This is a genomic window from Levilactobacillus angrenensis, assembly GCF_003946085.1.
Lineage (GTDB): Bacteria > Bacillota > Bacilli > Lactobacillales > Lactobacillaceae > Levilactobacillus > Levilactobacillus angrenensis.
In genome coordinates this window covers 47596-72570 of sequence record NZ_RHOB01000003.1, presented here as the reverse complement: position 1 = coordinate 72570, position 24975 = coordinate 47596, and the positions used below count along the sequence as shown (strand labels likewise).

25 protein-coding genes are annotated in these 24975 nt (G+C 52.8%); 15 read left to right on the top strand and 10 right to left on the bottom strand.

The window, feature by feature from the left end; genetic code table 11:
• Positions 1 to 82: 82 nt before the first annotated feature.
• Together EKM83_RS02220 and codA are read left to right on the top strand one after the other, a co-directional pair.
• Entirely contained in the window at positions 83 to 379 is a 297-nt protein-coding gene (locus EKM83_RS02220; RefSeq protein WP_125575014.1) for a hypothetical protein, read from the top strand.
• 25 nt (positions 380 to 404) lie between these two features.
• The gene (codA, locus tag EKM83_RS02215; RefSeq protein ID WP_125575013.1) at positions 405 to 1640 is read left to right on the top strand and encodes a cytosine deaminase; all 1236 of its coding nucleotides are present in this window, start codon (positions 405 to 407) and stop codon (positions 1638 to 1640) included.
• Positions 1641 to 2233: 593 nt separating this feature from the next.
• Here codA and EKM83_RS02210 read toward each other — a convergent pair.
• Positions 2234 to 2707: a hypothetical protein gene (locus EKM83_RS02210; protein ID WP_125575012.1), complete on the bottom strand. Its 474-nt coding sequence runs from the start codon at positions 2705 to 2707 to the stop codon at positions 2234 to 2236.
• 451 nt (positions 2708 to 3158) lie between these two features.
• Here EKM83_RS02210 and EKM83_RS02205 point away from each other — a divergent pair, with 451 nt between their 5' ends.
• The 6 genes from EKM83_RS02205 to EKM83_RS02180 all read left to right on the top strand — a co-directional run bounded on the left by EKM83_RS02205 (position 3159) and on the right by EKM83_RS02180 (position 9376).
• The gene (locus tag EKM83_RS02205) at positions 3159 to 4019 is read left to right on the top strand and encodes a ribonuclease H family protein (protein WP_125575011.1); all 861 of its coding nucleotides are present in this window, start codon (positions 3159 to 3161) and stop codon (positions 4017 to 4019) included.
• 117 nt (positions 4020 to 4136) lie between these two features.
• Entirely contained in the window at positions 4137 to 4607 is a 471-nt protein-coding gene (locus EKM83_RS02200) for a VOC family protein (RefSeq protein ID WP_125575010.1), read from the top strand.
• Positions 4608 to 4864: 257 nt separating this feature from the next.
• The gene (locus tag EKM83_RS02195; RefSeq protein ID WP_125575009.1) at positions 4865 to 5473 is read left to right on the top strand and encodes a sugar O-acetyltransferase; all 609 of its coding nucleotides are present in this window, start codon (positions 4865 to 4867) and stop codon (positions 5471 to 5473) included.
• A 311-nt stretch (positions 5474 to 5784) separates the two neighbouring features.
• Positions 5785 to 7398: a BCCT family transporter gene (locus tag EKM83_RS02190; RefSeq protein ID WP_382337835.1), complete on the top strand. Its 1614-nt coding sequence runs from the start codon at positions 5785 to 5787 to the stop codon at positions 7396 to 7398.
• A gap of 307 nt (positions 7399 to 7705) precedes the next feature.
• Positions 7706 to 8164 (top strand): universal stress protein, encoded by a 459-nt coding sequence (locus EKM83_RS02185; protein WP_125575007.1) that lies wholly within the window; start codon positions 7706 to 7708, stop codon positions 8162 to 8164.
• 534 nt (positions 8165 to 8698) lie between these two features.
• Positions 8699 to 9376 (top strand): beta-phosphoglucomutase family hydrolase, encoded by a 678-nt coding sequence (locus EKM83_RS02180; protein ID WP_125575006.1) that lies wholly within the window; start codon positions 8699 to 8701, stop codon positions 9374 to 9376.
• Here the strand turns inward: EKM83_RS02180 and EKM83_RS02175 are convergent.
• Entirely contained in the window at positions 9330 to 9722 is a 393-nt protein-coding gene (locus EKM83_RS02175; protein ID WP_125575005.1) for a DUF488 domain-containing protein, read from the bottom strand. The genes EKM83_RS02180 and EKM83_RS02175 overlap by 47 nt on opposite strands.
• Before the next feature lie 55 nt (positions 9723 to 9777).
• Here EKM83_RS02175 and EKM83_RS02170 point away from each other — a divergent pair, with 55 nt between their 5' ends.
• From EKM83_RS02170 to EKM83_RS02160, 3 genes are all read left to right on the top strand, one after another.
• The gene (locus tag EKM83_RS02170; RefSeq protein ID WP_125575004.1) at positions 9778 to 10407 is read left to right on the top strand and encodes a DNA-3-methyladenine glycosylase; all 630 of its coding nucleotides are present in this window, start codon (positions 9778 to 9780) and stop codon (positions 10405 to 10407) included.
• 93 nt (positions 10408 to 10500) lie between these two features.
• The gene (locus EKM83_RS02165; protein ID WP_125575003.1) at positions 10501 to 10764 is read left to right on the top strand and encodes an AbrB family toxin-antitoxin system antitoxin; all 264 of its coding nucleotides are present in this window, start codon (positions 10501 to 10503) and stop codon (positions 10762 to 10764) included.
• Positions 10765 to 11062: 298 nt separating this feature from the next.
• Positions 11063 to 11914 (top strand): helix-turn-helix domain-containing protein, encoded by an 852-nt coding sequence (locus EKM83_RS02160; RefSeq protein ID WP_125575002.1) that lies wholly within the window; start codon positions 11063 to 11065, stop codon positions 11912 to 11914.
• Between the two features lie 797 nt (positions 11915 to 12711).
• On the opposite strand, the gene EKM83_RS02155 is transcribed toward EKM83_RS02160, so the two are convergent.
• The 3 genes from EKM83_RS02155 to EKM83_RS13235 all read right to left on the bottom strand — a co-directional run bounded on the left by EKM83_RS02155 (position 12712) and on the right by EKM83_RS13235 (position 14624).
• Complete coding sequence (locus EKM83_RS02155; RefSeq protein ID WP_125575001.1) at positions 12712 to 13428, bottom strand: demethylmenaquinone methyltransferase; 717 nt, start codon at positions 13426 to 13428, stop codon at positions 12712 to 12714.
• Between the two features lie 84 nt (positions 13429 to 13512).
• Positions 13513 to 14307: a type I methionyl aminopeptidase gene (gene map, locus EKM83_RS02150; protein ID WP_125575000.1), complete on the bottom strand. Its 795-nt coding sequence runs from the start codon at positions 14305 to 14307 to the stop codon at positions 13513 to 13515.
• Between the two features lie 143 nt (positions 14308 to 14450).
• Positions 14451 to 14624 (bottom strand): hypothetical protein, encoded by a 174-nt coding sequence (locus tag EKM83_RS13235; RefSeq protein WP_164505563.1) that lies wholly within the window; start codon positions 14622 to 14624, stop codon positions 14451 to 14453.
• 190 nt (positions 14625 to 14814) lie between these two features.
• Between EKM83_RS13235 and EKM83_RS02145 the strand changes: the two genes are divergently transcribed.
• Positions 14815 to 16227 carry an MFS transporter gene (locus tag EKM83_RS02145; RefSeq protein WP_125574999.1) on the top strand — a complete coding sequence of 471 codons (1413 nt, stop codon included), beginning with the start codon at positions 14815 to 14817 and terminating at the stop codon, positions 16225 to 16227.
• A 69-nt stretch (positions 16228 to 16296) separates the two neighbouring features.
• On the opposite strand, the gene EKM83_RS02140 is transcribed toward EKM83_RS02145, so the two are convergent.
• The 4 genes from EKM83_RS02140 to EKM83_RS02125 form a co-directional block, all read right to left on the bottom strand.
• On the bottom strand, positions 16297 to 16737 hold the full coding sequence (locus EKM83_RS02140; protein ID WP_125574998.1) for an ASCH domain-containing protein: 441 nt from the start codon (positions 16735 to 16737) through the stop codon (positions 16297 to 16299).
• A 176-nt stretch (positions 16738 to 16913) separates the two neighbouring features.
• The gene (locus EKM83_RS02135) at positions 16914 to 17732 is read right to left on the bottom strand and encodes an SDR family NAD(P)-dependent oxidoreductase (RefSeq protein WP_125574997.1); all 819 of its coding nucleotides are present in this window, start codon (positions 17730 to 17732) and stop codon (positions 16914 to 16916) included.
• 14 nt (positions 17733 to 17746) lie between these two features.
• Entirely contained in the window at positions 17747 to 18598 is an 852-nt protein-coding gene (locus EKM83_RS02130) for a quinate/shikimate dehydrogenase (protein WP_125574996.1), read from the bottom strand.
• Positions 18599 to 18652: 54 nt separating this feature from the next.
• Entirely contained in the window at positions 18653 to 19885 is a 1233-nt protein-coding gene (locus EKM83_RS02125) for an MFS transporter (RefSeq protein WP_125574995.1), read from the bottom strand.
• A gap of 165 nt (positions 19886 to 20050) precedes the next feature.
• Here EKM83_RS02125 and EKM83_RS02120 point away from each other — a divergent pair, with 165 nt between their 5' ends.
• The 3 genes from EKM83_RS02120 (at position 20051) to EKM83_RS02110 (ending at position 23392) form a co-directional block, all read left to right on the top strand.
• Complete coding sequence (locus EKM83_RS02120) at positions 20051 to 20938, top strand: LysR family transcriptional regulator (protein ID WP_125574994.1); 888 nt, start codon at positions 20051 to 20053, stop codon at positions 20936 to 20938.
• Positions 20939 to 21206: 268 nt separating this feature from the next.
• Positions 21207 to 22925: a phosphoenolpyruvate carboxykinase (ATP) gene (locus EKM83_RS02115; protein WP_125574993.1), complete on the top strand. Its 1719-nt coding sequence runs from the start codon at positions 21207 to 21209 to the stop codon at positions 22923 to 22925.
• Positions 22926 to 23056: 131 nt separating this feature from the next.
• The gene (locus EKM83_RS02110; protein WP_125574992.1) at positions 23057 to 23392 is read left to right on the top strand and encodes a hypothetical protein; all 336 of its coding nucleotides are present in this window, start codon (positions 23057 to 23059) and stop codon (positions 23390 to 23392) included.
• Between the two features lie 607 nt (positions 23393 to 23999).
• Here the strand turns inward: EKM83_RS02110 and EKM83_RS02105 are convergent.
• Positions 24000 to 24965: an electron transfer flavoprotein subunit alpha/FixB family protein gene (locus tag EKM83_RS02105; RefSeq protein WP_125574991.1), complete on the bottom strand. Its 966-nt coding sequence runs from the start codon at positions 24963 to 24965 to the stop codon at positions 24000 to 24002.
• Between the last annotated feature and the right edge of the window lie 10 nt (positions 24966 to 24975).

Here is a 24975-nt window from a genome sequence, read left to right as displayed (position 1 = left end):
ATTCAGCATACCATGGAACCTATGAAAAATACCATTGAAAAGGCGCGGAAAGTTCAGTCAAAATGAAAAGGGAGTGGGGAACATGACCACTGGGGGCAGAAGTGTTTTACTCTGGAGCGTTGGGGGCGTTGCGGCTAGTTGGGTCGCCATTGCCGGGGCCTTTGACCAATTGTATGTCTTAATTCCCAATGAACCGCTGACTTTAACGCTCGGATTGACGCTAACTGTGATAAGCTTATATGGGTTGGTGCGCTCGGCACGACGGGGACCGCAGTGGGGCCTGGTACCGGCGACAGTGGCGATTATCGCCGTCATCGCGGGCATCGTCACGGACGGGTCTTTGCTAGCGCTAGGCTTGACCATCCCAGGATTTTACTGAAATGCGACTAGGAGGATTAGCGTGCATGTTAATTAAACAAGGGCATATCGAAAATGCAAAACAGCCACAGGATATTCGGATTGAAAATGGCCAATTTACTGCCATCGCCGATCATTTAACACCAAAAGATAATGAACAGGTGATCGATGCGACGGACAAATTGATCTTACCGCCATTTGTTGACCCACACGTCCATTTGGACAGTACCATGACAGCCGGGGACCCCGAATGGAACCAGTCCGGGACCTTATTTGACGGGATTCGAATCTGGTCAGAACGGAAGAAGACGTTGAGTATCGAAGACGTCAAGACGCGCTCCCGGCAAGCACTGGAACGCCAAGCGGCCAACGGGATTCAGTTCGTGCGGTCACACGTTGACGTCACGGATCCTAACTTAACGGCGCTCAAGGCCTTGATTGAAGTTCGTGACGAGGTCAAAGACTTCATCGAACTCCAACTGGTCGCCTTCCCTCAAGAAGGGATTCTATCGTTCCCCCACGGTAAGGAATTGATGGAACAAGCCGCCAAATTAGGCGTTGACGTCATCGGCGCTATTCCGCATTTCGAATTCACCCGGGAATACAGCGTGGAATCCTTACACTTCGCCGTTGAACTGGCCCAAAAGTACGGCAAGTTGGTCGACGCGCACTGTGACGAAATCGACGACCCGGCTTCTCGTGGCCTGGAAACGTTGGCGACATTAGCCTTGGAAACGGGCTTGGGCGACCAAGTCACGGCTAGCCACACCACGGCGATGGGGTCTTATAATAATGCTTATGCTTACAAATTGATGCGGCTCTTACAGATGTCCCACATCAACATGATTTCTAACCCATTGATCAACACCCACTTGGGCGGCCGGTTCGATACCTACCCGAAGCGCCGTGGCTTGACGCGGGTCAAGGAATTAAACGCCGCCGGGGTCAACGTGGCCTTCGGGGAAGACGACATCAAGGATCCGTGGTACCCAATGGGGGATGGCAACATGCTGGACTCCTTACACATGGGGATTCACGTGACGCAAATGATGGGCTACGACGACATCATGAATTCTTATCAATTCGTCACGACCCACGGGGCCAAGGCCATGCACGTGACCGACCACTACGGTATCGAAGTGGGCAAGCCAGCTAACCTGGTCGTCATGAACAACGACAACTTCTACAACGCTTTGAACCAACGTTCCGAAGTGCTGTACTCGATTCACCATGGCAAGGTCATCGTAAAGACCGACCCCAAGCAGGTTCACTTGGACCTCTAAAATTAAACGCAACCTAAATCAGCAGACTGGCGCATCGTGGCCAGTCTGTTTTTTTGTTGTAGTGTGGCAACCGCCGTCTTACCGTTCGTGCATGATAGTTGCCTGGTATGGGGGTCACCTCCAATCTGAGAGCGGACAAGATTGAAAAATAAAAATCAGCTAGAAACGTTGGCATCACGCGACTGATGGCGTAAAAATTAGTCTTTTACAGCTTCATAGTGATAATTGGCGGACTCTCGGCTACAAGTGTGTGAGCTAATAATAGTTGGCTTAGCTCCAGGTAACGGCTGATTTGACAACTAGCCTTTAATTAAGACAAGGTTGCTGATAATCGCCAACTTGCCGGAGACAGCCAGAGATGTAGCCAGCTGTGTCGACGGTGTTGGCTGAGGTCTTTTCTCAGCCTACAGCGTGGGGCGACTTTGGAGACTGACTGATTTTGTCAGGCTTCAAAGCGAACTGGAAGCCCGCTCTTTGGCTGGAGGTGTCCCCCATAGCAGGCGGAATCTCTGGCTGACGCAGGCTCCTGGTTTCACTAACTTTAGTGGACAACAAAAAAAACGCCGGTCACTGTGGGAGTGGCGGCGTTGGCATTACTTCTTAGTGTGCTTAACTTTTTTAACGGCCGAGACGTGCGCTGGCTTAGCAGCGGCGACGGGCTTTTTCTTTTCGTGGTGTTGGGCGCGCAATTGAGCCTTCAACACCTCGATTTCGTCAGTATGCTTAGTTTTCCATTCCTGGTAGGAACTGGTGAAGTCCGTATCGTTGGGCTTCAGGCCGGTGTTCAACCAGAAGCAAGCTTCAGAGAGACTGGGGAAATTATGGATCCACAGCGTCTGGCCATTGTCGGAATCAAACGCCACGTAGGAGCGGAAATGCTTCTTCAAAAACGTATGGCGTCGAATCTTAAAGGCTTCTCGCTTACGGGTCAACCGATAGTCTGGTAAGATGTATTGACCGGAGGCGGCTAGCTCTGGAAAACGTTCATCGCGTTGGTCACGCTGGTCTTTCAGCATGGCGCGGGCTTGGTCGACGGTTATGATGGTCGCACGGATCGGATTCTTCATGAAAAACGAAAACCCCCTCAAAAATTTAGAAAATGCAGGAAAAAACAGTGTTCTCCGGTCATTATTTCACACCTTCTAGGTTAGCATAATCTAAAAGTTATGGAAACAATTTAACCTTAGAAATTCGGGATTTCTCGAATACTTAATTTTTTCGCAAAAAAATCAGCGCGAGCCCGCCGGTATTGGTGTCGGATTCATAAATTTGGTAATGACAGATTTTAAAAAATCCGGGAAAAAGTATGGTAAACTAGGGCGAGTTTGCGAAAAGATTAAACCGATTTATGGGCGCAGGTTTCGTTAAATTCGGACGGCTGGGGGTCGTGGATTTCGGTACCGAGGCCTCCCGTCCAACTTGGGGGTCCAGTTGCGGATTACGCGAACGGCAACCGGCTTCATCTAACCATTAAAAAATAACGCAACACCTAAACCAATTTTGAAAGCAGGAACGAAGATGGCACAAAAATACTATGCGGTTCGCCGGGGGAAAAAGCCGGGCATCTACCGGACTTGGCCGGAAACGCAAAAGCAAGTCAACGGCTATTCCGGCGCACAGTACAAGAGTTTTACCACTGAAGCGGCCGCTCAGGCGTTTATGCACGACACGCCGCAAGCAAAATCGACGGCTCAGGCGAAAACCAAGGTCACCCACCAGGCATCAGCGGCTGCACAGACGACGATTACGGTCTATACCGATGGTGGGTCCCGCAACACGGGCAACGTCGCTGGCGGGCACGTCCGTGACGCTGACAAGGCCGCTTGGGCCTACCGCATTGAGTTGCCCGATCACGTGGAGACGGGGTCGGCCGGCGAATTTGGTGCGACCAACAACCGGATGGAAATCATGGCCTTTCGCAATGCCCTGCAGCACCTGGTTGACTTGGGCCAGACCCGCGAAAGTATTTTATTCGTGTTGGATTCCCAGTATGTGTTGAACGCCGTGACCAAGGGCTGGCTGGCCGGATGGAAACGCCGCGGCTGGAAGCGTAGTGCGGGGCCGCTGGTCAATGCCGAACTTTGGCAGGACGTGGATCGGCTATTGCCGCAATTTACGGACCTCCAGTACCGCTGGACTAAGGGGCACGCCACTAATCAGGGCAACGTTTTTGTCGACCATTTACTGAATCAAACGATGGACCAGATGACCAAATCTGGGGCGAAGTCGCTTGTTAAGCCGGTGACGGCCACGCAACCGGCACCAAAAGCTAAGCCTACCAAGGCCCAAGCGCCCCAAGCGATGACGCACCGATCGACCGAACAGTCGGTGGCCGACATTGCCCGCAGCCTACGCGACCTACCGTTTACAGATGATTAAGGGTATAATACCAACTAGAGGGATTGTAGACGTTATCTAATGGGGGCAACCAGCACCCAAGGATTTAGGGGCTAGCCTAGATCCAGCAAATATTAAGGATTGAATGGGGTACCGACGATGCAAGCAAAGTTAATTCCGTATCTGGAGTTTGAAAATGCCAAAGAGGCAATTGATTATTATCAGAGTGTCTTTGGCGCCACGAATGCTTACCGTGTCAGCCCAACCGTAGATGAAGCCGAGCGTTTTGGCTTAGATCCTGCGGTTGATCTGGAGAAAATGACAATGCGCGGTGGCTTTCAAATCATGGGGTTGGATATTCAGTGCGCGGATGCCTTGATGGGGCAGCCGACGTCTTCGACCTTGATCTCACTGATGTTGGCGGTTGATGAGGACGACAGTACCAGCGTTAAGGCGTTAGACGCGCTGTATCAGCGTTTGGTCAAATCAGAAGTTAAGGTGATCAGTCCGTTTGCCAAGCAGTCATTGGGCGGCAAAATGGGACAAATCGTGGATGCTTATGGCATCACCTGGATTCTCAGCGAGCAATCATTGCCCGCCCAGCCCAGCGAAGCCACCACGGAAGCCTAACCGTTACTTGGAACGCTAGTGAGCGGCCTAAAACGGCTGTAGCGTAGGCCGTAAAATAACTAGATAAACAATCGTGGAGTCTGGAAAAATTTCCCGACTCCTTTTTTGATTGCTTGATCTTAGCTTGTGGTAATGGAATTTGATAGCTCAAAGCGCTGGGGAGGCGGCCAGTATCCACTGGGTTATAGCTAACCGCCCCTTTGTTACCCTCGCACCAACAGTGGTATCATGAAACCAAGAGGAGTGATTGATAAATCATGGCAACAGCACGAGAAAAAATGACAGCCGGGCAGCCCTACAATCAATTCGACAAGGAACTGATCGACCGGCGCGTATTGGCCCGCAAGACCTTACAGGCAGCTAATCAGCTACCAGACAACCAGGCCCGAAACGCCGCCTACAAGCAATTACTGGCGGACACCGGCGATGATTTCTTCGTCGAGGCCAGCTTCATGTTTGATTACGGCTGGAACATTCACATCGGGGACCATTTCTATGGCAACTACGATATGACCTTCCTAGACACTTGCCCCATCACGATTGGCAGCCACTGCTACTTTGGCCCCAACATCGGTCTGTACACGCCAGTTCACCCGCTGAACGCCATGGCGCGCAGCAATGACGTGGAAATGGGAGCGCCCATTACCATTGGCGACAACGCTTGGCTAGGCGGCCGGGTCACCATTCTCCCAGGCGTCACGTTAGGCAATAACGTGGTCGTCGGCGCGGGTTCCGTCGTCACCAAGTCCTTTGGCGATAATGTCGTCATTGCCGGCAACCCGGCGCGCGTCATCAAGGAAATTGACAACAGTGAGACCGGTAACGCCGCTGCCCAGGCCCAATGGCCAGATCAATTGGGCAAATAACCCCGATTTTAGCCACTAATCTAAATTCTAATCAAATTCTTAGATTACTAACATGACGTGGCTTGTAACCGGTTTATTTTAGACAGAAAAAACTTATCGTCCAGCAAGATTTTACTAATTTAAATGACCGCGTATAATAGATTTTGGATATCGCTTTAAGAAGATTTTCGAAAGCAATTTGTATTTAACGGTAGCGCGCTGTACAGGTAGCTCGGATAACGACCCTGGAAACGCGCTTTTTTCGTACAATCTAATTGAAGTACCATCCGCTGGAGGCTTGGCCTGCAGGAAACAAATGAGGAGGATTATTTATTTTAGCGCGTAAAAATATTGATAAGTTAGTATTCGTACCAACCATCGTTTTATTTATACTCGCGTCATTGCTATTTATTTTAGGCGGTGGCCAGTTACAGGCCACGCTCAGTTCATTGTTGAACTGGATTGATACTCGCATGTCATGGGCCTATTTGATGGTGTACGTCGTCAACTTTTTATTTTTTATGTATCTGGCATTCGGTAAGTTTGGTAAGGTAAAATTAGGTGACCCCGAGGACAAACCCCACTACAGCAACTTCCAGTGGGGGAGCATGGTCTTCGCAACGGCCATCGACGCCAGCATCTTGATGCTGTCCATCGTCGATCCGCTGCGTTACGTCCAACACCCCGCGTTTGGCTTTAAGCCATTTTCTAGCAACGCTTATGGGGCAGCGCACATGTTGGGGCAGTTCAACTGGGGGCCCATGGCCTGGATGATGTTTGCGCCCGCGACGATTGCGATTGCTTACGTGCTCTACGTGAAGCACGCTAAGGTCCAACGCGTCAGTGCCGCCATCACCAGCCTGCAAGGCGACAGTCGGGGCAAGGTGATTGCCCGCCACGTCGTTGACTTCCTGGTCGTCTTTGGCATTATGGGGGGGATTGGTTCGTCCGTCGGGATGGAAATTCCCATCATTTCCAAAGTGTTGAGCCGGCTTACCGGTGTGCAAGATAACTTGATGCTAAAGATTGAGCTCTTCATTGTCTTGTTTATTTTATTTGCGGTCACGGTTTTCCACGGGTTAAATGGGGGAATCAACCGCCTGAGTTCCGCCCACATTTGGACGGCGCTGGGATTGTTAGCCATTATTTTAATCATTGGCCCAACCGTGTACATTTTAAATTCGGAAACGAATAGCTTGGGGTTGATGGCCCAGAAGTTTATTTCGATGTCGACCAACACCTTGCCCAACGGTGGGGACAGTACCGCTCAGCAGGAAACCATTTTCTACTGGGGTTGGTGGTTGTCTTACATGCCCGTGATGGGGCTGTTTATTGCCCGCATCTCTAAAGGCCGGACGATTCGTCAGGTCTTAGTGGGGATGTTAACGTACGGGGCTTTGGGCTGCATGAGTTTCTACGCCATCTTTGGTGGGTACTCTTTGTGGCTTCAACGGACTGGGGCCGTTAACTTGGTCCACATCTTAAATACCCAAGGTCAAGCCGCTGTGGTCGCCACGGTGATTGCGACGTTGCCATTTAAGATGATCATTCTGGCTTTGTACTGTATCTCTTGTTTCATCTTCTTGGCCACGACGATTTCGTCGTCTGCCTTCATCGTGTCGTCCTTTACGAGTCTGCACCTGGATGATGGGCAGGAACCAAGCCGCTGGAATCGGATGATCTGGGTGGTCGTCTTCATCATCTTCTCCTTTGGGATCGTGATGGTCGGTGGCTTCAAGACCGTGCAAACCGTTTCGACGATTGCCGGGTTCCCACTGATGTTTGTCTGCATCCTATTGTTGCATTCTATCTGGCACATGCTGGCGGCCAAACCCAAGCCAGCGCCGGTGGTCGTGCCGCAACCCGTTGTGGTCCGGCGTATCACCGTCGAATTACCGCGTGCCGTCCGGGGACCAATGATCTTGTCACCAGACCACGCAAACTAATTAACTGAAATTGACTGAGGCTGGGACCGTGTGTCCTGGCCTTTTTTGGGGGAAAAAGCAAGGAGAATAATTTCAGAATCTGAAGCTTAGTCTGCGAGTAGGCTGGTGTTAGGCTTTCAGTTAAAGGACTGTTGTTGCTGATTCCAAGAAGTGGTCCACATTCGCTATTGTTATAACCGCATTGAATTTCTTACCTAAGAAAAAATTGTTCCACACCAGCCAGAAACCAAAAGATTAACCCCCAGTTTTCCCCGCAAATATGATACAATGAGGGCCGAATCATCCATTGGAGGGAACTAAATTAATTATGGCAGATGAAAGTAATGATCCGCTGTTTTTCCGACGTATTTTGATTACGATCGATGAGGATGACCGCCCATCGACCACCCGGGCCTTTCGGTTTGCGATGACCCTGGCGAAGGATTATGGTGCGCACCTGGGAATCGCTTCCGTCTTGGAAAGCAATGACATCAGCATTTATGAATCACTGATGCCGGATAAGCTCAACGAAAAACGTGACCACTTGCGTCAGGTCGTTCAAGACTACGCCAAGCGTGCCGAAGCTTTTGGCGTCGAACAAGTGCGGCCCATTATCGCTGAGGGTGGCGACGTGGACGACGTGATCTTGCAAAAGATCGTGCCCGACTTCCAACCCGATTTGATCGTGTGCGGGGCTGACGTTGACTTTGCCAGCCACGGTAAGCCTGGGGCCATTGGCTTGCGGTTAGGCAAGAAGGCTGACGTTTCGGTCATCGTGATTCGCTAAGCGCGTTCGTACAACCAAAGGCAGTTGTGGCGCCGCGCGTTTCGGCTATCTGAATTTGTGATACAGGAGTTTGGGATAGGTTGTCCCAAACTTTTTTGTTACCGTTTTAAAGACGAGGTCGAAAGTGGCATTGATGCGGTAATTCCCGGAATGACAGGGTTCTACCCACTAAAATTAGTGAAACCAAGAGCCTGCGTCAGCCAGAGATTCCGCCTGCTCTGGGGAACACCTCCAGCCTGAGGGGCGGGCTGGAGGTTCGCATGAAAGTCTAGCCAAGACCGCCAGTCTCTTAAGTCGTCCCACGCTGTAGGCTGAGAAAGGGCCTCAGCCAACACCGTCGTCCCAACACCGTCGACACAGCTGGCTCCATCTCTGGCTGCCTCCGGCGGATTAGCGATGATCAGCAACCTTCAGTTACCGTTAACTTAGACGCAATAAAAAGGCGTCCGGACAGTTTACGCCCAGGCGCTAGTCACCACGTTACGCGTGGTATAATTGAGGCATTACATTTAGTCATTAGAGGGGGAAACGCGCATGCCCACGTCTAAAATTCAAGGATTTTTGTTCGACCTGCACGGGGTCATTGCCGATTCCTGGCAGTATCATTTGGCCTCCTGGCAAGCTATTGCTGCGGAGTTGAACATTCCGTGGACCACGGCCTTGGCGGAGGTGCTGCCGGGGATGAGTCGGTTGGGGTCGTTGCAAACGATTCTGGCCTCAGCCAATCGCCAGGGTGAGTTCGATGCGGCGCAGATGCAAGCCATCACCGACCACGAAAATGACCTGTATCGCCAGTACGTTGCCGCCATGACGCCGGCTAATCGGTTGCCGGGCGTCACCGCTTTTTTGGACGAACTGGTGGCTGCGGGCTATCCCATGGCCTTGGCGTCGGCCTCGACCAATGCGCCCGCCGAAATCGCCCGTCTCCAGCTGACCGACTACTTTACCCACATCGTGGCGGCCGGTAGCCTAAAGGCCAGTAAACCGGCGCCGGACGTGTATTTGGCGGCTGCGCAACTGTTACATTTGGCCCCGACGCATTGCGTGGCGTTGGAAGACACCGTGACCGGCGTGCAATCCGCAAAAACGGCCGGGTGCTTGACTGTGGCCATCAATGTTGACCCGTTACCGGGTGCCGACGCGCAGTTGTCCAGTACGCAAGACCTTAGTCTGCCAGCCGTGCTGCGGGCACTCGGTCAGCCAGACGCTTGAGCACCAGGTCCTTTAAGATGACAGCCTGATTGTGGGTCTCATCCTTAGCGCCATAAAGGAAAATAACGTCTTGTTTAGCCAGTTGGGTCGCCACCAGAGTTAAGAAGTCTGGTAGGGCCGGATTGGCGGCTAGTTCTGCTAAGTATTTTTCTTGAAAGGCGGGGAATTTTTCGGGTTCGTGATTGAACCATTTTCGCAGCTCAGTCGACGGGCCCATTTCCTTTTCCCAGGACGCCAGTTGGGCATTGACCTTGGAAATGCCGCGGGGCCACAAGCGGTCGACCAACACGCGGTAACCGTCTAAATCAGCGGGCTTTGTATAAATACGTTCGAGTTTAATTGCCATATTTGACCATCTCCATGAGTCAATTCTACCATAGTGAAAGGGAAGCGAAAAAAACATGACTACCGCATTAGCTGAATTCTTTACTGGCCGCCCGACGGCCCAGATTGCCCAGGACTTGTTGGGCCACGAACTGATCTACCAGACGTCTGCGGGGACCATGAGTGGCTGGATTGTTGAGGCCGAGGCGTATTTGGGTGAGCAGGATACGGCGGCCCACGCCTTCAACGGTCGCTATACCGCGGCCAATGCGGCTTTGTATGATGCGCCGGGGACCATTTACATTTACATCCTGCGGGGGTACTACATGTTAGATGTGGCGACCCAGGCGGCTGGTACGCCGCAAGGAATCCTGATTCGGGGCATCGAACCTCATCAAGGATTGGACCTCATGCAGCAGCATCGCGCTAAGCCGGTACCGGATATCACCAATGGGCCGGGCAAATTAACGGCGGCATTGGGCCTGCAATCTAAGGATTTGAACCGCACCATGCTGGGTGCCAACAACCTGACGATTACGGAACAGGTGACGCGCCAGCCCCAAGAGATTGCGGCCACGTCGCGGGTCGGCGTCAGCGCCGGTAGTTGGCAGGAACGGCCCCTACGTTACATCGTGGCCGGCAATCCGTTTGTCTCCGGTAGTCGCAAGCGCGATTGGGACCGGGAACACCATGGTTGGCGGGAATAGCGAGGGTAGTTGCGGGCCTGGACTAGCTGGTAAATTTCTTGTCACCCATCAGACTACAGCGTATACTGTCGTTAAAGTAAGGAGGCGCTGATGATGAGCGAAAAGATAGTTAAGTCACGGCATGCAGGTGACACTGTAATTTTGACTGTCCCTAAAAATAGTGACATACCAGACGATACAGAATTTCGTGTCCATCAAGATGCTGACGGTACCATTGTTTACCGGCCTCTGAAAAAGGCGACAGATGATTTGTGGTCAGACCCCAAGTTGGATGATTACGACTATCCTGAAATACTTAGCCAGGAGTTTCAGGACCTAGGTTATAATCCGCGGGAAGTACCACCGGTGGGAAAGTAAAATCAATGGTGACGGATTGCTTTTACAATTACTTGCATATGATTTTCTAGCGAGACATGGTCAAGTAATTGGTCATATTCATGATCGTCGACAGTTTAAGTTGATTTTAACCAGGGTGCAAGGTATTTTTGCTGAAGAAACTTAAATCAAAGTTTTTTAAGAGCAGACGTCAAACGAACCATCCGGTCGTTCCTCGTCTGTTTTTGGTATAAGATTTCCGTTCGGCAGAAATCAGCTAGGCTTGCGCAGCATTAATTGCTATAATTGACCTAGAATATTTTAAGGGATGGCACAATTCATGAACATTGATATCTTTATTGAAACGCGAAAACGACTTCATCTGTCCCAAGACCAATTGGCGCAAGGGATTTGTACCCAAGCGACGTTGAGTAAATTTGAACGAAACGGGAAGGTGCCGTCACTCAAGATTCTCTTACAACTGTGTGACCGGCTTGAATTGACGTTAAACGACCTCTTCCCCCTAAACCATGATGAGGATTCGGTGCGCTCCCAGGCCCTGGAGCAGGCGGAATTCCAGTTGCTAGTGGGGGAGTATGACGCTGCCCAGGCCAGTCTCGACAAGTTGGGTGATCCCGCCAACGGCACGCTCAACTTTCAGATGCGCTACTACTTCATTCGCGGCTATGTCACGGCGCTAAATGGCGGCGCGATTGCGGACGCCCTCTACGACTTTTCCCAGATTCTGAACCGCTTTGATGAGGGCCATCACTCCATGTATTCCCTGCTGGCTTACACGGGGATGGGCGTGGCATACAACCAGGACGGTGACCACATCCGAGCGGAATTTTATTTCAACAAGGTAGCTGGCGAAATCCACAATCTGACGTTCAAAAACAACCACAGTATTTGGCGGTCCTTGAACATCATTTACTATACCGGCCAATTCTACGGGCAAACGGGGGACCTACAGGCCAGCGACAAGCTGTTGAACTACGGTGTGGACGTGTGTGCGCGCTACCACGTGACTTACTACTTGGCAAAAATCCTGTATCAACGGGCTTGCAATGCCCAACAGCAGGCGGGGGATCCGGCAAAAATCAAGCAAGACTTGCAGGATGCCGCGGCCTTTGCGCGATTGAACAGCAATGAAAAATTGTTAAAACAGATTGCGGCGTTTCCGCAAGACTAAAAAACTCAGTTCTGGCAGGTGCCGGCTCTGAGTTTTTTTAATTGACTTCTAAAGATTGAATGATGAATTAACACGTTAACTCCCGGAACGACAGAGCTTTGTCCACTAAAACTAGTAAAAACAGGGCCTGCGTCAGCCAGGGTTCCGCCTGCTCTGGGGAACACCTCCAGCCTGAGAAGCGGTCTTCCGGTTCGCTTGAAAGCCTGGCCAAGTCCGCGAGTCTCTAAAGTCGCCCCACGCTGTAGGCTGAGAAAAAACCTCAGCCAACACCGTCGACACAGCTGGCTACATCTCTGGCTGCCTCCGGCGGGTTGGTGCTTACCAACGACACTGTGTTAGTCAAAGACTAGTTGCTAAATTAACCGCTAACTGGGGCCGAACCAACCATTACTAGCACACACTCTAGTAGCCGAGAGTTCGCTAAATATGGGTTCAGCCGTGGGAGTTGTCTTAGCGGCACGGTTCATGCCGCTTAGGCAACTGGCGTCTTTGAGACGCGGGCTTTCGGCTCAAAGCGAGACCGTCCCTCAGGCTCGGTCCGGTCCGCTCACCGCGTTCCAACCCATAGTTGGCGGACGGTAGGCGGCCAGCGCAAACTACAGAGCTGTAAACGACTAATTCTTAAGCCATGAGTCGCGTGGTGACAATTTTTCTGGCTGATTTTCATCCTTCCACCTTCAGTTCCTAAAGAAAAAGTTAAGATCCGGATTGTAGGGGTCACAAAAATCGGTTTCATTTCGTTAGTAAGAGTATGGGGACTGCGAGTGACGTCAATGGGCCCGCCCACCGCGTAGTGGTCAGAACGGTTTAATCCCGAAGTGCACGGCCGCAGCGCCCAGGTTGAACTGTTGGTAGTGGACCTGGGTCAGTCCCGCCGCCGTGAACATGTCCGCTAGTTCACTCACGGACACGAAGCGGTGAGTAGACTGTTGCAGGTAATTGTAGGCTTGATAATGGTGGGCCAACCGACCCATCAGGGGGACCACATGGCCGAAGTACACTTGCCAGCCGGCATGAATCACAGGATTGGTCGGTTGCGACGTTTCTAGGCACACGACCTGGCCGCCGGGCTTGACCACTCGGGCCATTTCTCGTAAGACCTGGTTGGCGTCAGGCACGTTGCGCAGGCCAAAGCCAATCGTGACTACGTTGAAGGAATTGTCCGGGTAGGGCAGGTGCATGGCGTCTCCCTGGCGCAGGGTGATTCGGTTGGCCAGGTTGGCGGTGCGGACTTTGCGATCGGCCTCGTGCAACATGACGCTGCTAAAGTCCAAGCCGACCACGTGGCCGCGGGGACCGACCGCTTTAGCCAAGGCCAGGGTCCAGTCGCCGGTGCCACAGCACAAGTCCAAGGCAAAGTCGCCGGTGTGCAGCGTCATGGCGCGCATGACTTGTTGGCGCCACAGTCGGTGCGTTCCCAAGCTGATGACGCTATTCATTTGGTCGTATTGTGGTGCGATGCGGTTAAAAATATCTTGCACCGTGTCTTCTGGTGTGTGATTGGTCAAAGTCATGGTGATGCCCCCTAAATAAATTACTTTCAGTGTAAAACAAAAGCGCCAGGAAATGAACCCAATCCTGACGCTAATGGTAAAGTTTTACAGCAAGTACTTCTTATCGATTTCGTCGCCTTGGGAGGTCAAAATCTTGGGACCATCATCCGTGATGACCAGCGTGTGTTCGTATTGAGCAGACAGTGAGCCATCGGCCGTGACGTAGTATTCCCAGGATTTGTCGGCCGTTTCCCGGGAGGCAATTTCCCAAGTTCCCAGGTTGATCATGGGTTCGATGGTGATGGTCATGCCGGCACGTAACCGCAGACCCTTACCAGCTTCCCCGTAGTTCGGCACGTTAGGTTGTTCGTGCATGGTTGGTTGAATACCGTGACCAATCAGTTCGCGAACGTCACCCATGTGTTCTTGGCCTTCGGTGTAGGCTTGGATGGCGTGGCCGATGTCACCGATACGGTTGCCGACAACGGCTTGGTCGATCCCCAGGTACAAGGACTTCTTGGTGACGTCCATCAGGTGTTGGGCTTCCGGACTGATCTTGCCTACCGCGTAGGTCCAGCAAGAGTCACTTTCAAAGCCGTCCAGGTTGACCGTCATGTCTACGGCCACAATGTCGCCTTCCTTTAACAACAGTTCCTTGCGGGGAATGGCGTGGGCGACTTCATCGTTCACGCTGACGCAAGTGGCGTACTTGTAGCCTTCGAAGCCTTTTTCGGAAGGCGTAGCGCCGTGTTCTTCAATGTATTTGTTGGCGAAACGTTCGATCTCCCAACTGGAGATACCAGGTTTGATGATGTCCCGTAAGCCCTTGTGGACACCAGCTAAAACGGCACCGGACTCCGCCATTTTTTTAATTTCACGGTCTGATTTAATTGTAATCAATGTGTGACCTCCTAAAATTTTTAACTACTTCTAATGTACACCTATTTTCCCCGTTCGGCGAATGACTGAGGCAAAACTTTTCGTCACGGGGATGTCCCCAAGCCAAAAAAGCCCAGCACACCTTGGCGCTCGACTCGGAAAAACTAGGCCTTTAAGCTGGTAATCTTACCTGCGTTGACCTGGTCTAGGATACGTTTGGCTTCTGTGATCCGGGCATCGCACAAGAAATTCATGGCGTTGTCTTTTTCCTGCTTGGCCCGGTCCATTTGTTCCGTGAGAAACTCGATTTCATCGGTTAAATATGCTACTAAGTCCATGGTTTTGCCCTCAATTCTTTCCGTAGTTCGCAACGAGTCGCTGCGGTGATTAACCCTATTGTAACAAAGATTGCCCAATAAGTAACTTCGTTCAACAGGCGGCGTGCGTTTGGTTTACAGCGACGCGGAAAAGGACTAGGATAGAAGTCAGTTAATAATGTTTCTAAAGTGGGAATGAGGAGTGAGTTACATGGCAGAACAGCCAATCGATTTACAGGGGCGGCCCTACAGCCACCTGGCCTTTATCTGGACGTTACTAGCGGGGACGTTCACCATGTCCATCAGTCAATCGTCGCTATCGACCGCGTACCCGACGTTAATGAAGTACTTTAACGTGCCGGCGTCGACGGTGCAATGGCTGACCACCGGTTTCATGCTGGTGATGGTGGTCATGATGCCAGTCAGTCCCTGGTTATTAAATAATATCCGCTTTCCGGTCTTGTTCGTGAGTGTCCTGGCATTGTTCGATGTGGGGACGTTCATCATTTACCTGGCGACCAGCTTTCCGTTGATGATGCTGGGACGGGTGATGGAGGCCATGGCGGTCGGCATCATGTTTCCGTCCTACCAAACGGTCATGTTGCGGATCACGCCGGAAGCGCAGCGAGGCGGCGTCATGGGTTTCGCCGGCCTGGTCATGGGGTCGGCGTTAGCGGTCGGTCCCATCATCTCTGGGATCGTCTTGCGTTACACGACTTGGCAAGGGCTGTTCGTGGTCTTCATGGTCATCATCACCGTGGTCTTCGTGATTGCGCTAAAGACCGTCAAAGACGTGATGCCGCAACACAAGGCACACTTGGATTACTGGTCCGTCCTCAGTAGCGTCGGCTTCATCGGCATTCTCTACGTGGTCAACCAAATTGGCAAGACAGCCGTGAACTGGGGGGCCATGAGCGGCTTGCTGGTCATCAGTCTCTTGGCCGTGGCTTACTTCGTTTACCGGCAATTTCATGTGGCGACGCCGTTACTGGATCTGCGGGTCTTGAAGACGTTTAACTTCGATTTGGCTGTCCTGTTGACGGGGGCGTCATACATCGCCTTGATCGTCGTCACCATCATCTTCCCGTTGTACTATCAGGAAGTCTTAGGCATTTCGCCATTTGCTTCCGGGATGGCGCTGGTTCCCGGCGCGGTCGTCTTGAGTCTGTTGAATCCGTTGACTGGAAAATTAGCCGACAAGATTGGCTTTAAGGCCACCATGTTGACGGGGATGACCATGATCGTCTTGGGCTGGTTGTGGCTGACCTTGGTCACTAGTCAACAGTCCTTGGTAGCGATGATTCTCACAGCCGCTTTGATTGAGGGCGGCAACGCCTTCGTCATGATGCCAGCGGTCACGTTGGGGGCCAATTCATTGCCTGACCAACTGATCTCTCACGGGACGGCGGTCATCACGACCGTTCGGCAGATCTTAGGGTCGACCGGGGTCGCCGTCGCTACGTTGATTCTCGCGATGGTCACGGCTGATCACCTCAAGGTCACGGGCCACACCGCCGCTAATTTGGCTGGCTATCACGCCGTCTTCGTCACTTTCTTGGCCGTCGCCGTGGTCGGCTGGATCTTCGCGGCCATGTTGCGTGATGGGCGAAAGCAACAAGCGTAAAGTTTGAAAAAGGTACCAATCAAAAGAAGGAACGAACCTCCAAACGAGATCCGCTCCTTTTTACTTACCCTAATCCACGCGTTCAAAGACCTCGCAAAAACAGGGAATCTGTTCGTTAAACGTCCGGCCCACAGCTTGATATTCTGCGGTGAAAAAGCTACGGTGGCCTTGCCGCCAGCTGGTCAAAGTCCGGTCGCCTTCACCTTCATGATAGGCATGTTCTTGGGTGACCTGATCAAACGAGACGACCTCGGTTACCTTGGTTTGGGTGATGCACACCGGCTGGTCGTGACCATCTAAGATGACGTTGTATTCTCCCACGTAGGGTAGTGGCTCGTCAGCTTCGTACAGCTCGAGGGCCGAGGTGGTAGCTGTCTTGCGACCGATTTTGACCAGGTGAGCCAAGGCGTCAGCGTCACTGTCGCTGCCCAACGCATAGGTGTCGTGATGATTAGTCGTGACTTCTGGGTGAGCGTTTTTAAACTGTTGCCAAAAAATTTCTACGTCCATGAGAGAGCCTCCTCGTATGTATTGAGAATACTATACGCCACTGGGAGGGGGAGGTCCAATATTAAATATGTTGTGACATGATTATTAACCTTCTTTTCTTAATTTTGGGTACAAACAAAAATCCCGCTAATGCTGGCATCGCTACCAACATCAACGGGATTTCGACTGCTATTTGATTAATGGGTTTCCGCAAAGCCACGGCGGCCGCCGGGCTTAGGAATTTGGTTTTGCATCATCACACTGAAGCCACCGTCAATGGCGAGGCCGGTTGCGTTGATGTAGCTGGAGCGGTCGCTGGCCAAGAATAAGATGGCGTTCGCGATGTCATCGGTGGTCCCAATCCGCTTGCTGGCGGTCAGGGACTTGCGGCCATTTTCTACTTCTGGATCCGCGTAGAAGGCCGCTGACATCGGGGTCTTGACCAGGCACGGTTCGAGAACGTTACTGCGAATGCCGAACATTCCCCATTCAGCCGCCACCTGCTTGGAGAGCATGTTGACGCCAGCCTTACTGGTGCTGTAGGCGCCACTGTAGGTTTCGGGGATGTCGCTGGCCACCGTCGAGATGTGGACGAAGGTGCCGTGCTTTTGGGCAATCATGAGCTTACCGAATTCATGGGTAATCAGGTAGTAGCCGTTTAGGTTAACGTCCAGCACTTGTTTCCAAGTGGCGTAGTCCAGGTCTTCCAGTGGGTCGAACTTGAGAATGCCCGCGGTGTTGATGACCACGTCGACGTGACCAAAGGTATCTTTAACTTGATCGACGGCGCGCTGGACGCTGGCTTCCTTAGTCACGTCACAGGTAACGGCCAGTCCGGCAATGTGATAATCATTAATCAGGGTGGTCACCAGTTCCGCCGTTTTGTCTTGATCCATATCCAGGGCGACGACGGTGGCGTGCTGGCCTGCCAGCGCCTCACAAATTTTAGTGCCCATACCACCGACCGCGCCGGTGACGACACAAACTTTTTCTGCTAATCCTAGCCAATCTGCCATGTGTTTTTCCTCCTCTAAAGTACCATATCTTTTAACGGCATCGTTTGCCCGGTCCACAACTTGAAGGCCGCGGCCCCTTGGTTTAAGAGCATACCTTGCCCATTGATGACGTGGGCCACGTGAGCTTGGTTAGCCACGCCCATCAGCTTGGTTACGCTCGGCGCATAGACGGTGTCAAAGACCGTCATGTCGCGGTGGAACCAACTGGGGTCGTCCACCAAGGTTTGGTCGACCAATTTGCCCATCCCCAGGCCAGTCGCGTCGGTGTAGACGTCACTCTCGCTGAGCTTTTGTTTAAATTGGTCCCGGTCCTCCAGTGGATAGAAGGTCGCGTGGCAATCGGTCTGATCATTGATGATCTGCACGATTTTCTTGGCGTTGGCCACGGACGGGTCGTTGATGTTAAAGACGTTGAGCGTCGTTAAGCCGGAGAGGGCCGCTTGAATCGCAATTGGCGTCCCAGCGCCACCGACGCCAGCCAGTGTCATAGTCTGGCCGGTCAAGTGTACGCCGTCGTCTTTCAATGCCTCCACGAAGCCGATACCATCGGTGGTATAGCCGGTCAACTCGCCATCGTGATTGACCACGGTGTTGACGGCACCGACCAGTTCTGCGGTTTTGTCGAGGTGGTCCAGAAGCGGAATGATAGCTTGCTTGAACGGCATGGAGACGCTGGCGCCCAGCATTTTAAAGGCGCGCAGGGCGTTGACGGCAGCGGGGAGTTGGTCTGGTTCAACGTCAAATGCCAGAAAGCGCGCGTTGATATTGTCCAGGTCAAAGGCCGCATTGTGCATGGCAGGAGACTTAGAATGTCCTGCTGGATGGGCGATCAGGCCCACTAATTTGGTATGTCCATCAATTTCCATGAGATTACTTCCTTTTGTGATTATTTTCAACTTAACTTCTCCGCCAACTCACGCTTAATCCGTTGCGGGTTGTGTATGTTTGCCGATGCCTTGGTGAATCAGGTACAGGTCGATCAGAATCCCAATAACGGCTACGCCAATGGCAACTAAGTAAGAGCCGTAGTAGGCGTGAGTCCCAGCGCTGGCATTCATGGAGAGTGTCGCGATTTGCGGGCCAATCAGCGCCCCAATCGCGTAGCCGAAGAACATGATGCCATAGTTAGTGCCAGAGAATTTTTGCCCAAACGTCTTACCAGTCAAGGTTGGGAAGACGACCAGCACACCCCCGAAGGAGGCCCCCAGGATAATCAAGAAGATAGTGAAGACCGCAATGTTGGTGGCCAAACGCAGACCAGCCAGGCCGATGATAGTCAGGCATAAGATGACCAGTAACGTGCGAGTCTCACCTAATTTATCCACGGCCCGCCCCGTGATCATTCGACCGAAGAAGTTTGCCAGGGTGTTGACGACCACGAAGTTTGCCGCCACGATAGGGGTCAGTTGGAGCTGAATCTGCGCGATGGAGGACAACGACCCGATCAACATGATGCCGGCCGTGCAGGCAATCGCAAACAGTAAGAGTAACAGCCAGAAGTTTAATGACCCCATCATTTGCTTAGGGGACTTGCCGGTCGTGGCCGGTGCGGGTTGATCCGTGTCTTGGGTCGGTGTTTCGGGAGAAGCCATTAACCAGCCGACCAACCAAATCAAGGCTAGGTAGGCAATCCCAATCGGCATTAGGCCATTGGCGCCCATGGAATCACAGAGCCAAGCACCAGCCTTCGCTAAGACCAGCGGCCCGAGTGAAGCAGCGCCCAACAACAGGCCGGAAATCGTCCCGCGCTTTTCGGGGAACCATTTCAAGGTTGTCAGTAGTGAAGGGTTGTAGAGTAGGCCGTTGCCACTGCCGGCCAAGATTCCGATAGAGAAGTACAGGAACCAAATATTGTGGGCAAAGGCCCCGAGAAACCAGCCGAGGCCGAAGATAAAGCCGCCGACATACATCAGTCGTTTGGGGGAGGAGTGGTCAATGATGCGACCGGACAGAATTCCGAAGGCTGCCATGAAGAATTGGTAGATGGTCAGGGTCAAAGCAACCTGTGAGGCCGTGGCACTGGTGGCTTTCACCAGGGTGTCGGCGAAGACAGAAAACGCTGCGGATGCAGAACAGCAGAAGATGATGATAAAGGCCGCGGTAAAGATAAGCCGTCGGTGGCCAGAGACTGGAGTTGTGTGAGTTGCTTCCATGATAAAACACCGCCTTGAATAGAATATGGATGAATAAGTTCGAATTAGAAAACGTTTTCTACGCCCTTTATGTTAGAGTGGAAGAGGGAAAAATACCACTACCGATTGGTCAACGATTCATAGTCTATGTCTATAGATTGTGAAAGATAGAACAGAGGGGCGAACATGAACCTAAATCAATTACGTTACTTTGAATGTGTCGGGCGGTTGGAGAACTATACCCAGGCGGCCCAAGAGTTGCGGGTCAGTCAACCGAGTCTGACGACCGCGATTCATAAATTAGAAGACGAGTTAGATTTGCCGTTATTTGTCAAACAGGGGCGCCACATTGTGCTAACGTCCACAGGTGGGCAACTCCTGCAAGTGGTCCAACAAAGCTTACAGACATTGGACGACGGGGTGGCTCGGTTGCAGGCGGCCCATGCCACGCAGCCGGTGACGTTGCGAGTCGGTTGCATCCCCACGGTGATTGGGACCTATTTACCGCGGGTCTTACATCAATTCGAACAGGCCCACACCCAACAGGTCCGTTTTGAACTCCACAGTGTGACGACCGAAAAGATCCAGACGGGGTTGGCCGCTAAGCAATACGACCTGGGCATCGCTGCCACGGACAGTCGGGCGGCCGGGGTGTTGTATCAGCCGTTACTCAAGCAGGCCTTCATCGTCATCGTGGCGCCCGACCATCCGCTCGCCACTAAGCCACGGCTGGACTTGACGGACCTGGCAGCGTATCCGGTGTTGACCTATACGCCAGACCTATTGATTGGGCAAAAGGTTCAGCGCACCTTGCACCGGCAGGGCGTGGCCGACCGGCTACAGGTCGACGCGGCTTATCCCGATGAAATCTCAATCGCCGGGATGGTCCAAGCGGGATCGGCTGTCGGGTTGGTTGCGGACACGCTGTACTTAGAGGCCTTCGATGTCGTCAAGATTCCGGTCAACGTCCCCGAGGATTTGCGGGTCATTTACGCCATGTACCGTGCGGACAATCCGCAACATGAGACCTTGCGTGAGCTGTTCCGGGTCTTTCAATCAGCGGGGCAAAAGTAGACGATGACGGCGGTATGGTGGGCGGCCTTGCCGTTCACAAGAGATGAGCTGGAACGCGGCGGGCGTCAAGATGAGCCACAGAGCGGTCTTGACCGGCCAGTACATTTTAAGGCTAGCCGATTCTTACGAAGTTGCTTCCCACCGAGACGGATTTAGGCTAGAATGATGTATTAAGGTCATCGCCGGTTAGTCTTGGCAGATTTCACGACCGCTGGGTTGCCAGCTGGTCAGCACTGATAGATGTACATAATTTGAAAGGGGTTTTTGCATGCAAACACCGAAACCGATTGATTTAGCCGCGTTTTACGCGAACCCGGACCGGAGTGTGGCGGTGCTCAACTATAACGCCCGCTTCATTACCAGTATTTTTGATTTGGTCAATAGCCAGGAGCTCGCCAGCTTCGTGCGGCTGTTCTTGGATGAACAACGCGATAAGGTGCCCGCCGACGCGGATCCGGCCGCCACGTTCAACCTGGTCTCACCGGAAACGTATTTGAACACAGTCAAGGCGATTTTGACTGATCATCCGGACGCTTACAGTCAGTTTCCGGCGACCGAAATTTTGGCTAGCATCGAAGACCTGTATTCGTACTACCGGACGTATTTGCGGGTCGCCACGATGACGGTCCGGCAAAACGATGTGGTCAGCAGCGAATTTATGACGATCGACCAACATTTTAATGACTTAGTGATTCGGCTGTACCGGACCATCGAAGAGAAACTGCAAGGGCATGCCAACCACGTTTACCGGCAAATCAGCGCTGGGTCCAGTGCGTGCGTCCTGTTAGAACAGGTCAAGTGGCCAGAACCTGCCGGCTACGAAAAGCTCAAGAATATTCGCTTCATCAGCCGCTTGATGTTACGGCCGCCAATGATGGTGCACACCAAGAGTAACAAGCGTAAGGGCCTGTTCACGGCGACCAAAGTCAACCCGCTGGCCAACTTCCAGGGGACCGAGGACGATTGGTTCTGTTATCCCGCTAAGATTGGTGAAAGCCTGGCGTACATTTACTTCCACCGGGATTATTTGGCGTCCGGGATTGCACTGGCCAACTTGTTCCAGTTAGCTGACAGCAAGGAAATCGCTGGGCAAAAGCCCGACTTGGTCCTGTTATTTGGGACGCCTGGCGTGGCTAGTGATGACCAACCGGAAAACGGGCACTATTTCTACGACGCCGCCAACGGCATCTACGTCGGCCAAGTGCCGTACAACGACCAAACGACTTACTTCGGCTACATGAAGAAGATGTGCTTGACGTTGCACAACCTCCACATGATTGCGGAAAAGAAGCTGCCAATCCACGGCTCAATGGTCAAGATTACCTTCGCCAACGGGAAAACCAAGACGGTGGTCTTCTTCGGCGATTCCGGGGCCGGGAAGTCCGAATCCATTGAGGCGCTGCAAAATGTGGCCGATGAAGAAATCGTCAATATCGAAACCATCTTCGACGACATGGGTAGCTTCACGCTGGCTGACGGCAAGCTCTACGCGCAAGGCACGGAAACGGGCGCCTTCGTCCGCTTGGATGACTTGAGTAGCGAAGTGGCCTTCAACAACATGGACCGTGGGGTATACATGAACCCTGAACAAAAGAACGCGCGGGTCATCATCCCGGCCAACACCTGGTCACGCATCGTGGCACATCACGAAATTGACATGTGGGTCTACGCCAACAACTACGACGACGCCATTGGCATTCACCGGTTTACCGACCAAGAATCCGCTAAGGCGACCTTCGTGGCTGGCAAACGAAAGGCGTTGGGCACTACGGATGAAGTGGGGATGAGCACGACGTTCTTCGCCAACCCATTTGGTCCCGTCCAAGAACAAGCAGCCACTAAGCCGGTGATTGACGCCGTCTTTGACCAGCTGTTCCACGACGATGTCTACGTGGGTGAAATCTATACCCACTTGGGCAATGACAAGTCCCAAGACAAGCTGAACGAATCGGCCCGAGAACTGTTGCAAGTCTTGTTGAAAATGTAAGTTTTACGCTGAGTCCGGGCCTAGTGCCTGGGCTTTTTTGTTCACTAAACGAACCGTCACTCGCCGTTTCACAACGCTGGCAATTCAGGCAAGCGGGACTATGCTGGGGGGTATCAAAGAAGGTGATGGCGTTGCGAACGTCAAGACAGTTAAGCCCAGCGCTTCACCACGACCTGGTGGGATACGCCGAGGCCTTGCCCTTATTGGTCGGGGTGTTGTGGTTGACGGGGCGTCTGGCACTGAGTCCGGCGCTGTTTGCTTGGAATGAGGTGGCCTGGTACTGGGTCTGCTGCTACCTGACCTTTCCGTGGGCCATTAGCCAAGTCCGGCGGTGGCAACGGGAAGTGCAGTCGCCGCAGGTCCCCAGAGGCACCCGAACAGCCAGGGGTGTTGTGACGGGGGCACTGGCGTTTTTGGCCGCTCCCCTGATTGTAGTTGGTAATCTGTTGGTGCCACTGGTGGGTTGACAACTGAGGCGGCTTCAGCACGAACAGAAATCTCTTGGAAACGCAAAAAAACGGTAGACGGCTAAGCGCTGAGCTTGTTCGTCTACCGTTTTTAATTGTCATCTAAAGAAAGTAGCATTGACGTGGTACTTCCCAGAATGGCGGTGTTTTGTTCACTAAAATTAGTGGACCCAGGAGCCTGCATCAGCCAGAGGTTCCGCCTGCTATGGGGGACACCTTCAGCCAAAGAGTAGTCTTCTAGTGACTGCCTCCGGCGGGTTAGCGATTATCAGCAGCGTTTGTCAGTTGAAAAAACATTGCCAAATCAGCTGCCACCTGGGGCTAAGCCGACTTTTACTGGCAAGCACGCTAGTAGCCGAGAGTCCGCCAACTATGGGTTCAGCCGTGGGAGTTGCCTTAGCGGCGCGGTTCATGCCGCTTAGGCAACTGGCGTCTTTGAGACGCGGGTTGCCGGCTCAAAGCGAGGCCGAGACCGCTTTTCAGGCTCGGTCCGGTCCGCCCACCGCGTCCCAACCCATCGTTGGCGGACGGTAGGCGACCAGTACACACTACGATGCTACAAACGACTGATTTCTACGTCACCAGTCGCGTGGTGATTTATCTAAACTTAGTTGAATTGGGCCAGCAGAGCCGTCATGAACGCTTGGGCATCCCCGACGTAGCCATAATCTGCGACGTCAAAAATAGGGGCATTTTCATCGGCGTTGACCGCAACGATGGTCTGGGAATCTTGCATGCCGACCAAGTATTGCACGGCGCCACTGATTCCGAAGTTGACGATCAGTTCAGGATGAATGGTGTTACCACTCTGGCCGATTTGGTCGTCGTGAGTGAACCGGGGTTGGTCCGTTAATGGCCGGGAGACCCCGATGCGACCGCCAAGCTTTTCAGCTAATTTTGTGGCGCTGTCGATGGTGGCAGCACTGGCGGCACCGCGGCCTAAAGCGACAACGCGAGTGGCATCGCCGACCGTCGTGGCCGTGTTGACCACGGGGGTGGCCGCCGTGACTTGGAGCCGGTCAACGGGGTGGAAGGTCACGGGACTGTCCGTCACCGTAGCCGCCCCAGCTGCCGGCGTTGCCACGAAGGTGTTGGGCCGGACCGTCGCCATTTGCGGTAAGTGGTCTGGGCAAATGATTTCGCACATGATATTGTCCCCGTAAGAAGGCTTGGTGGCGACCAAGGTCTCGTCATCGAAACGCAGGTCCAAACAGTCGGCCGTTAAACCGGTCTGGAGCTTGGCTTGAAGCCGGGGAGCGATTGAACGACCGGTGATGGTGGCGCCGAAGAGAATCGAGTTAGGCTGGTATTGGTCGACCAACTGCTTGATGGCGTCGGCGAGTTCGGCGTCCGTGGCGGTTGGGAAGCGGTCGTCGCGGGCAATGCGAATCTCATCGGGGCCGTAAGCGCTGAGTTCATCTTCCAAATGGTCGGTGGTGGCCTCCAACAGGATAGTCACGACGTTGAAATGGTCGCCGGCTAAGCTTTTAGCCTTCGTAATCAATTGTTGGGTCGTGGATTCCACGTGATCTAAGCGGCGTTCCGCAATGACCCATAATTCTGGTTTTGACATAGCAGCTTCC